The organism is Mycobacterium sp. TH-M15 (assembly GCF_057473705.1).
Window position 1 is genome coordinate 1 of the sequence record NZ_JBYCLB010000272.1, and the last position, 7619, is coordinate 7619.

Genomic DNA, 7619 nt, shown 5'->3' on the forward strand with positions numbered 1-7619 from the left:
ACACCCCATGGACCTGCCGGCGCCGACGACGCCGCCGAATCCCATGCCCACCGTGCCGTCCGCGGCGGTCTCCGCCCCGCCGCCGGCGGCCGTCGCATCGGCCACGCCGCCACCGGCTCCGCCGCCCCCGGCGAGCGCGACCACCAGCGCCACCCCGCCGGCACCGCCGCCGCCACCCGCCGCAGGTGGGGTGGCGGGGTTCTTCCCGCCTTACCTCGTCGGCCCGCCGAGCATCGGGTTCGGCTCGCAGAGCGCGAGTGCCGGTTCCGGTGCGAAGAAGGCGGCGTCGACGCCCGAAGCGGCGGCGGCAAGCGCCGCGGCGGCCACGGCGGCTCGGGATCGCACGCGTGCGGGTCGGCGGCGGCGTGCGGGGATGCGTGACCACGGTGACGAGTTCGTGGACATGAACGTGGCTGCCTCCCCGGATCACGGCGGGCCGTCGTCGACGGCCTCCGGACACGGCGGCGGACCGTTGGGATTCGTCGGAACCCGGACCGGGGACGGCGCCGCCCCGGCCGGCCTGGCCACCGGCGCCGGGGACGAGTTGGGCGTCGGGCCGAGCGCCCCGATGCGCCCGGGCGGCTGGTGACGCAGACCGCCCCGGGTCAGGGCAGCAGCACCAGCGAGCCGACCGTCAGGCGCGCCTGCAGGTCCCGGTGTGCGTTCGCCGCGTCGGCGAGCCGATAGCGCCCGCTCACCGTCACCCGGACCGAACCGGCCGCGATCGCGTCGAACAGCTGGCCGGCCCGCCAAGCCAGCTCCTGCGGGCTGCGGGTGAAGTGGGCCAGCGTCGGGCGGGTCAGGTACACCGACCCGGCCGCGTTGAGCCGCTGCGGGTCGACCGGGGGAACCGGCCCGCTTGCCGCGCCGAAGAGCGCCAGCGTGCCGCGCACCGCGAGGCTGGCCAGGCTGGCGTCGAACGTGGTCGCCCCGACCCCGTCGTAGACCGCGGCCACCCCCGCGCCGTCGGTGAGCTCGCGGACCCGCGCCGCGAAGCCGGCCGGATCGGCGCCGGGGTAGTCCAGCACCTCAGCGGCGCCGGCGGCCCGAGCCAGGTCGGCCTTGCCCGGGGTCGAGACGGTGGTGAGCACCCGGGCGCCCAGGGTGGTGGCCCACTGGGTCAGGATCAGCCCGACCCCGCCCGCCCCGGCATGCAGCAGGATGGTGTCGCCCGGCGCGACCGGGTAGACCGACGTGATCAGGTAGTGCGCGGTCAGCCCCTTCAGCAGCGCGCCGGCCGCGACGTCGAGGTCCACCCCGGGCGGCACCGTGGCCACCGCCGCGGCCGGCGCGGTGCAGTATTCGGCGTAGCCGCCGTGCGCGGCCGCGGTCACCACCCGGTCACCGACGCGCGGCGTGGTCACCCCGGCGCCGACCTCGGCGACGGTGCCGGCCGCCTCGTTGCCGACCACGAACGGCAGCTCGGCCGGGTACACCCCGGAGCGGAAGTAGGTGTCGATGTAGTTGACCCCGATCGCCTCGGCCCGGATCAGCACCTCGCCGGCCGCGGGGGAGGGACGGGGCTTCTCGACGTAGCGCAGGACGTCCGGTCCGCCGGTCTCGGCGACTTCCACAGCGTGCATGCCGACTATCATCCTGAAGGCGTGAGGCTCCGATGAAGCTGGCCCGGCCGGACATCTTCCATCCGCGGATCGTGCTGGCCGGCGGTCAGCCGCCGGCCGGCGGCGACGACGAGGGTCTGGTGGGCGCGCTGCGCGGCCGCGGCCTGCACGCCCACTGGCTGGCCTGGGACGATCCGCAGGCGCTCCGCGCCGACCTGGTGATCCTGCGCGCCGCCCCGGACCGGGCCCGGCTGCAGGATTTCCTGGCCTGGGCGCACCGGGTGCCCAACCTGCTCAACCCGCCCGACGCGATCGCCTGGAACGCCGAGCCGCGCTACCTGCTGGACCTGCAGCACGACGGGGTGCCCACGCTGGCCGGGCCGGAGCCGGAGCCGACGACGGCGCTGGTCTTCTTCGGCGGCGGGCGGTCACACGCGTTCGGCGCGGCCGGCGCCGACCCCGACTTCGAGCTGTGGGACCTGGGCCGGTTCGCGCTGCGGGTCGCCGCGGAGCGGCTGAGCATCCGGATCGACGAGCTGCTCTACGCCCGCGCCGACGTGGTCGGCGGGCCGGCCGACGCACGCCTGGCGGGCCTGGATCTGGTTGCGCCGCAGCTGGGTTGGCGGCAGCTGACCGGCGCCGAGCGGGACGTGGCGCAGCGCGGGTTCGTGCTGGCCGTGGAGTCAGCCCTAGAGCGGCTCGGGTTGGGTCCGCTGTCGCATCGACGCCCATAGCGCGGCGGTGGCGCCGGTGCACAGCACCGCCCCGGCGACGTGCAGCGCGACCAGCGCGGCCGGCACCCCGGTGAAGTACTGCACCACCCCGACCAGCCCCTGTGCGCAGGCCAGCGCGACCACCACCGCCAGCCGCACCAGCACCGGGCGGGCCGCCCGCACCGTCACCAACCCGAACGTCAACCCGACCAGCAGCGCGACGAAGGCGACGAAGAGCGCCGCATGCAGGTGCGCCAGCGCCTCGATCGGCAGCCGCAGCCGCGGCACCGGCCGGTCGGCGCTCTTGTCGCCGGCGTGCGGCCCGGCGGCGGTGACCAGCGCCCCGGCCACCAGCACCGCGGCCAGGGTGGTCGCACTGAGCAGGGTCAGCCCGCGTAGCGGGGCGGGGGCGCGCCGGCGCACCACGGCCGACTCGTCGTCGGGTTCACCGACCTTGACGTAGAACAGCACCGACAGCCAGACCATCGTCATCGACAGCAGCAGGTGCACGCTCACCGTCCACCAGACCAGCCCGGTGCGCACGGTGATGCCGCCGACCACCGCCTGCACCACCGTCGAGGCCGGCATCAGCCAGGCGTAGGCCAGCACCTCGGCGCGTCGCCGCGCCCGGGTCACCGCCAGCAGCGCCAGCACCGAGGCGATCACCACGGCGATGGTGACCATCCGGTTGCCGAACTCGATGGCCTGATGCACCCGCGGCACCTCGGCGACCGCGACCGGCACGTAGCTGCCCGGGAAGCACTGCGGCCAGGTCGGGCAGCCCAGCCCGGATTCCGTGACCCGGACGATGGCGCCGGTCACGGTGATCAGGCCCTGGGTGGCCACCACCGCCCCGACCAGCACCCGCTGGGTGCGCAGGCTGGGCAGCGGCAGCAGATTCACCAGCCGCATCAGGGATCGTCCGACAAGCACCAAATGATCCTACGCTGCGTAGTAGGAACGCTAGGCGGGCCGTAGCAGCGCCACCAGAAAATCCGAGCCGTCGGTGAACGGGCGCAGGTCCCAGGTGGACAGCAGCAGATCCTGGGCGAAGCCGGCGGTGGCGGCGTCGTCGAAGAACTCGCGGTACTCGTAGCCACGGCCGGCGCCGAAGCCGATCGCCGCCCGGCCGTCGTCGGCCAGGTGCGCCCGCAGCCGCTGCAGCACCCGGCCGCGGGTGCTCGGCGCGGTGAACGGCATGACGTTGCCGGCGCAGACGATGACGTCGAACGGGTCGGTGATGCCGCGGGCGGTGAGGTCGAGCTCGGCGAGGTCGCCGACCAGGTAGCGCGGCCCGGGATGGTCCTGCTCGGCGGCCGCGATCAGCTCCGGGTCGACGTCGACGCCGACCACCCGGTGACCGGCGGCGGCCAGAAAGTCGCTCACCCGGCCCGGTCCGCAGCCGGCGTCGAGGATGTGGGCGCCGCGCGGGGCGAGCGCGTCCACCAGCCGGGCCTCACCGCCGAGATCGTCACCGCCGCGGGCCATCTCGCGGAACCGTTCGATGTACCACCGCGAATGCCCGGGGTCGTGGGCGACCTTCTGCATCCAGAGACTCTGCTCCACCATTCCAGCATTGTCGCAGGCGGTGCCGCCGGTCAGCTGAACCGGAACCAGCGCAGCGCCCCGACCGCCGCCACCGCACCCCACACCAGCAGCGCGACGACGCCCAGCCAGTCGACCGAGAGCGCCAACGCCTGGCCCAGCGCCTCGGTCAGCGCACCGGACGGGGTGAGCCGGGCCACCCAGCGGGCCCCCGCCGGCACCGTCTCGTGCTCCAGGGTGAGCGCGGCCAGCCCGCCGAAGACGAACCACATCAGGTTGGCCACGCCCAGCACGATCTCGGCGCGCAGGGTGCCGCCGAGCAGCAGGCCAAGCGCGGCGAAGACGGCGGTGCCCAACGCGATCATCGTCGCGCCCAGCAGCAGCCCCGCCGGATGCGGACGCCAACCGAGCGCGAAACCGATCACGCCCAGCAGCGTCGCCTGCAGGAAGACCGTCGTCACCACGGCCAGCGACTTGCCGGCGATGATCCCCCAGACCGGCAGCGCGGTGGCGCCCAGCCGTTTCAACGCGCCGTAGCGGCGGTCGAAGCCGACCGCGATGGCCTGGCCGGTGAATGCGGTGGCGATCACCGCCAGCGCCATGATCAGCGGCAGGAACGTGGTGGCCCGGGCGGCCCGGTCCGCCCCGAACGAGCCCAGCGGCAGCAGCGCCGCCCCGACCAGCAGGGTGATCGGGATGAACATGGTGACCAGCAGCTGCTCGCCGTTGCGCAGCAGCAGCTTCAGCTCCAGGCCGTACTGGGCGGCCAGCATCCGCGGCACGGTGTTCGGCCGCGGGTCGGGGGAGAAGGTGCCGGCCGGGAAGTGTTGGCGATCATCGGTGGTCACGGCCGCAGCTCCCGTCCGGTCAGCTGCAGGAAGACGTCCTCCAGGCTGCGCTGCTCGACCCGCAGGTTGGTGGCCAGCACGTCCAGCCGGGCGCACCAGGCGGTCACCGTCGCCAGCATCTGCGGGTCCACCTGCCCGGTCACCAGGTACTCGCCGGGCAGCGCCTCACTGACCCGGCACTCCTCCGGCAGCGCGGAGACCAGCAGCGACAGGTCGAGTCGGGGCGGGGCGGTGAACCGCAGCTGGCCTTCGGCGCCGGCTCGGGTCAGCTCGGCCGGCGTCCCGTCGGCCACCGCCGCGCCGTGGTCGATGATCAGAATCCGGTCGGCGAGCTCCTCGGCTTCCTTGAGGTGGTGGGTGGTCAGCACCACGGTCACCCCGTCGCGGCGCAGCGCGTCGATCAGCTCCCAGACGATCAGCCGGGCGTGGGCGTCCATGCCGGCGGTCGGCTCGTCGAGGAAGACCAGCTCGGGCCGGCCGACCAGCGCGCAGGCCAGGGCCAGCCGCTGCTGTTGGCCGCCGGAGAGCCGACGGTAGGTGGTGCGCGCCACGTCGGTGAGGCCCAGCGTGGCCAGCAGCCACCGCGGATCCAGCGGGTTGGCCGCGTAGCCGGCGACCAGGTCCAGCATCTCGCCGGCCCGCGCCGCCGGGTAGCCGCCGCCGCCCTGCAGCATCACCCCGACCCGTGGCCGCAGCCGCTGGTGGTCAGCGATCGGGTCCAGGCCGAGCACCTCGATGGTGCCGGCGTCCGGGTGCAGGAAGCCCTCGCACATCTCGACGGTGGTGGTCTTACCCGCCCCGTTCGGGCCGAGCAGCGCGAACACCTCGGCGGTGTGCACGTCGAAGTCCAGGCCGGCGACCGCGGTGGTCTCCCCGAATCGTTTGCCTACGCCACGCAGGCGCACCGCGGCCTCCGCGGCGGTCGGGTTGACGGCGATCACGGGGAATCAGCGTAAGCGCCGGGCGCGGCCCGGTGTCGGGGGGCCTGGTCCGGGCGGACCGGCGGGACGGGGGGCGTCGGCGTCACGGACGGGGTGATGCCGGGTTCGGGTTCCGGCGGCGCCCGCCAGGGCAGCCGGCGGTGGGTGAGCCCGATCAGCGCCGCGACGATCAGCGTGCTGGCCACGGTGGCGTCCACGATCTGGAACAGCGCGAACCGGTCGCCGTTGGCCGTCGGCCCGAAGATCCCCACCATCAGCGTCACCGCGATCACCGCGGTCCGGAAGCGCGGCCGGGTGGCCCACGCGGCCAGCGGGATGATCGCCCACAGCAGATACCACGGCTGCACCACCGGGAAGAGCAGCACGGTGAGCCCCAGCGCCACCCCGAGGCCGCCGACCGGGTGCAGCCGCCCCCGGAAGACCACCCACAGCAGCCAGGTCACCAGCACCGCGATGATCAGCACGCCGATGCCACGGGTCAGCGACAGCACCGCGGTGGTGTGGTCGCCCAAGCCCAGCAGGATGCCCAGCTGGCCGGTGGCCAGCGCCAGCAGCGTCGGCGGCGACATCCAGCTGCGCACCACGTTGGCGGTGCCCAGGGTGTAGATCCAGCCGAACCCGAGCCGGCTCGTCCAGCCGATCACGCCGATCACCGCCACCGTCACGGCTGCGGTAGCGCCCCCGGCAACCAGGAATCCGCGCAGGTCGCCACCGCACCGTCGGGCCAGGGCCATCGCGACGAAGCCCAGCGCCAGCAGCGACGGCAGCTTGACCTGCGACGACATCGTGATCAGCACCGCACCGGCGAGCAGCTCGGCCAGCGGCAGCCACGCCCGCCACTGGGCCCGGTTCCGCGGCCAGTGCAGCGGCGACGGCGCCAGCGGTCGCGACGACTCGACCCCGCGCAGCGCGAACTCGGCGCCGGTCAGCATCAAGCCGAGCATCAGCGCCTCGTTGTGGATGCCGGCCACCAGATGCATCAGCAGCAGCGGATTTGCCGCACCCAGCCACAGCGCGCTGACCTCGGCCACCCCGCACCGGTCGGCCAGCCGTGGCACCGCCCAGACGATCAGGCCCACCCCGATCAGCACCACCAGCCGATGGCAGAGCACCGCGGCCACGATGTTCTCCCCGGTCAGCGCGGAGATGCCCCGACCGATCCAGAGGAACAGCGGGCCGTACGGGGCCGGGGTCTCCCGCCACAGGCTCGGCACCGAGAGGGTGAACACCTGGTCCAGGCCGAGTGCGGAGGCGGGCCCGACCCGGTACGGGTCCAGGCCGAGCCGGGCGATCTGGCTCTGGGCCAGATAGGAGTAGACGTCTTTGCTGTACATCGGCGGCGCCACCAGCAGCGGCAGCATCCACAGCAGCAGGGTGCGGTCCAGCTGGCTGCGTGACATCCGCCGGCGACGGAGTGTGAACCGGCCGAGCATCAGCCAGGCGAGCGCCATCATCACCGCGCCGGTGGTGGTCATGGTCAGCGCCACCGTGGCCAGCCGGGACGGCAGGTTGAGCAGCCGGACCCCGAAGGTGGGGTCCTGGATCACCGGGCGGGCGCCGGCGCCGAGCGCGCCGATCGCCATCAGCACGGTTCCGGTGCCGCCGAACAGCCGGGTGCGGCGCAGCGCGACCAGCTCGACGTCGTTCAGCGGTGAGCCGACGGTGCGCTCGTCGCTGTGCCAGTGCGCGATCGACTCGCTGAGCTGATGCGGGCGCGCGGGCATTACTGCAGCGTAGCGGCCGGTATCCCGAGCTCCCCGGCAACCGCAGGCGCGGTGACTGATCTCGTCGCGGCTCAACACGAGCTTGTCACGGTCGGGCAGCATCGGCTCCGCGGAGGCCACGCCGCTCGACCCGCCGACGATCAGCCCGAGAGCCGGCAGGATGCGGATCATCGCTCGCGGCCGCCGGCCGGATTGTTGGCGGCGTAACCGGAACATGTCAAAGTCGGTGAGACAGCTTCTTATGCGGATTTGATGAGTGCGTCGGGGGTTGGCTGGTTGATCCAGG

Annotated in this window: 8 protein-coding genes; 2 read left to right on the top strand and 6 right to left on the bottom strand. The window is 73.9% G+C overall.

The window, feature by feature from the left end; translation table 11 throughout:
• Window positions 1-373: 373 nt before the first annotated feature.
• Window positions 374-589: a PPW family C-terminal domain-containing PPE protein gene (locus tag AC2VNT_RS06430; RefSeq protein WP_486946059.1), complete on the top strand. Its 216-nt coding sequence runs from the start codon at window positions 374-376 to the stop codon at window positions 587-589.
• A 16-nt stretch (window positions 590-605) separates the two neighbouring features.
• Here AC2VNT_RS06430 and AC2VNT_RS06435 read toward each other — a convergent pair whose 3' ends face one another.
• Entirely contained in the window at window positions 606-1583 is a 978-nt protein-coding gene (locus AC2VNT_RS06435) for a quinone oxidoreductase family protein (RefSeq protein ID WP_486946060.1), read from the bottom strand.
• Window positions 1584-1615: 32 nt separating this feature from the next.
• Here AC2VNT_RS06435 and AC2VNT_RS06440 point away from each other — a divergent pair, with 32 nt between their 5' ends.
• The gene (locus AC2VNT_RS06440; RefSeq protein ID WP_486946061.1) at window positions 1616-2296 is read left to right on the top strand and encodes a hypothetical protein; all 681 of its coding nucleotides are present in this window, start codon (window positions 1616-1618) and stop codon (window positions 2294-2296) included.
• On the opposite strand, the gene AC2VNT_RS06445 is transcribed toward AC2VNT_RS06440, so the two are convergent.
• The 5 genes from AC2VNT_RS06445 to mptB form a co-directional block, all read right to left on the bottom strand.
• Window positions 2252-3187 (bottom strand): COX15/CtaA family protein, encoded by a 936-nt coding sequence (locus AC2VNT_RS06445; protein ID WP_486946062.1) that lies wholly within the window; start codon window positions 3185-3187, stop codon window positions 2252-2254. The genes AC2VNT_RS06440 and AC2VNT_RS06445 overlap by 45 nt on opposite strands.
• 51 nt (window positions 3188-3238) lie before the next feature.
• Window positions 3239-3844 carry a class I SAM-dependent methyltransferase gene (locus AC2VNT_RS06450; protein WP_486946063.1) on the bottom strand — a complete coding sequence of 202 codons (606 nt, stop codon included), beginning with the start codon at window positions 3842-3844 and terminating at the stop codon, window positions 3239-3241.
• Between the two features lie 29 nt (window positions 3845-3873).
• Window positions 3874-4593, bottom strand: coding sequence for an ABC transporter permease (locus tag AC2VNT_RS06455; protein ID WP_486946065.1), 720 nt, complete (start codon window positions 4591-4593; stop codon window positions 3874-3876).
• 71 nt (window positions 4594-4664) lie between these two features.
• Complete coding sequence (locus AC2VNT_RS06460) at window positions 4665-5606, bottom strand: ABC transporter ATP-binding protein (RefSeq protein ID WP_486946066.1); 942 nt, start codon at window positions 5604-5606, stop codon at window positions 4665-4667.
• A complete protein-coding gene (gene mptB, locus AC2VNT_RS06465) occupies window positions 5606-7333 on the bottom strand; it encodes a polyprenol phosphomannose-dependent alpha 1,6 mannosyltransferase MptB (protein WP_486946064.1) in 1728 nt (575 codons plus the stop codon). Before mptB ends, AC2VNT_RS06460 begins: the two co-directional genes overlap by 1 nt.
• Window positions 7334-7619: the final 286 nt, after the last annotated feature.

Coding starts and splice junctions, on each gene's coding strand:
- AC2VNT_RS06445 (WP_486946062.1), bottom strand. CDS start 3,187: ATGCGGCTGGTGAATCTGCTGCCGCTGCCCAGCCTGCGCACCCAGCGG.
- AC2VNT_RS06455 (WP_486946065.1), bottom strand. CDS start 4,593: ATGCTGGCCGCCCAGTACGGCCTGGAGCTGAAGCTGCTGCTGCGCAAC.
- AC2VNT_RS06450 (WP_486946063.1), bottom strand. CDS start 3,844: ATGGTGGAGCAGAGTCTCTGGATGCAGAAGGTCGCCCACGACCCCGGG.
- AC2VNT_RS06435 (WP_486946060.1), bottom strand. CDS start 1,583: ATGCACGCTGTGGAAGTCGCCGAGACCGGCGGACCGGACGTCCTGCGC.
- AC2VNT_RS06430 (WP_486946059.1), top strand. CDS start 374: ATGCGTGACCACGGTGACGAGTTCGTGGACATGAACGTGGCTGCCTCC.
- AC2VNT_RS06440 (WP_486946061.1), top strand. CDS start 1,616: ATGAAGCTGGCCCGGCCGGACATCTTCCATCCGCGGATCGTGCTGGCC.
- mptB (WP_486946064.1), bottom strand. CDS start 7,333: ATGCCCGCGCGCCCGCATCAGCTCAGCGAGTCGATCGCGCACTGGCAC.